The sequence below is a fragment of the Rhodopseudomonas sp. BR0G17 genome, assembly GCF_010907025.1.
GTDB lineage: Bacteria > Pseudomonadota > Alphaproteobacteria > Rhizobiales > Xanthobacteraceae > Rhodopseudomonas > Rhodopseudomonas palustris_H.
This window is the reverse complement of the sequence record NZ_QUML01000249.1, coordinates 1-384: the sequence shown is the minus strand read 5'-3', so window position 1 is coordinate 384 and position 384 is coordinate 1. Positions and strand designations below refer to the sequence as shown.

The window sequence follows — 384 nt, the reverse complement described above, 5'->3', positions numbered from 1 at the left end:
GCGGAGTGGTTCGCAAGCTGTTTCCCGGCCGTCACCTGGAGGCTTGAGAGCGATGATCCGTTGGGGAATGGTGTTGATCGCGGCGCTGCTGATGGCGGCCCCGGCGCAGGCCGATGATCGTGTTCGCGTGGTCGCGAGCTTTTCGCTTCTCGGTGATTTCGTCCGCAACGTCGGCGCCGATCGCGTCGAGGTCTCCACGCTGGTCGGACCGAACGGCGACGCTCACGTCTACACGCCGTCTCCAGCCGACGCCAAGACCATCGCCGACGCCCGGCTGGTGGTGGTCAACGGCCTCGGTCTCGAAGGCTGGCTGCCGCGGCTGGTGCAGTTGTCCGGCGGCAAGGCGACCATCGTCACCGCGACCAAGGGCATCAAGGTGCGCGA

At 66.9% G+C, this 384-nt stretch carries 1 protein-coding gene; it reads left to right on the top strand.

Annotation, left to right across the window (positions count from 1 at the left end):
- Positions 1–52 precede the first annotated feature (52 nt).
- The coding region (locus DY467_RS26080; RefSeq protein WP_164639941.1) for a metal ABC transporter solute-binding protein, Zn/Mn family at positions 53–384 on the top strand (332 nt) is incomplete at its 3' end.